Here is a 256-nt window from a genome sequence, read left to right as displayed (position 1 = left end):
CGAGCCGAGCAGCGCAGCGAGCAGCAACGTCCGGATCATAGGCACTCCTCCTGCGGTCTCACGCAAGCCGTCATTCGATGCGGATGTTCGCCTCGGCGACCACCTTGCGCCACTTCGCGATCTCGGTGCGCAACATCTTGGCGAATTCCTCCGTCGTCGTCCCCGCAGGTTCCACGCCGACGCCGGCAAACCGCTGCGAAAGCGCCGGCGATTTGAGCGCGCGATTGATCTCCGCGTTGGTCTTGGCGACGATGGC

General features: G+C 64.8%; 1 protein-coding gene. It reads right to left on the bottom strand.

Annotated features, from left to right (window positions below; translation table 11 throughout):
- Positions 1-70: 70 nt before the first annotated feature.
- Positions 71-256: tripartite tricarboxylate transporter substrate-binding protein (locus SAZ04_RS22510; protein ID WP_332699921.1), on the bottom strand; the 186-nt coding region annotated here is incomplete at its 5' end.

It is taken from the genome of Halalkalibacter lacteus (genome assembly GCF_036663595.1).
In the GTDB taxonomy this organism is placed as follows: Bacteria; Bacillota; Bacilli; order Bacillales; family Bacillaceae_D; genus Halalkalibacter; species Halalkalibacter lacteus.
Note: the sequence above shows the minus strand (reverse complement) of the source record. Positions and strands in the feature narration are given on the sequence as shown.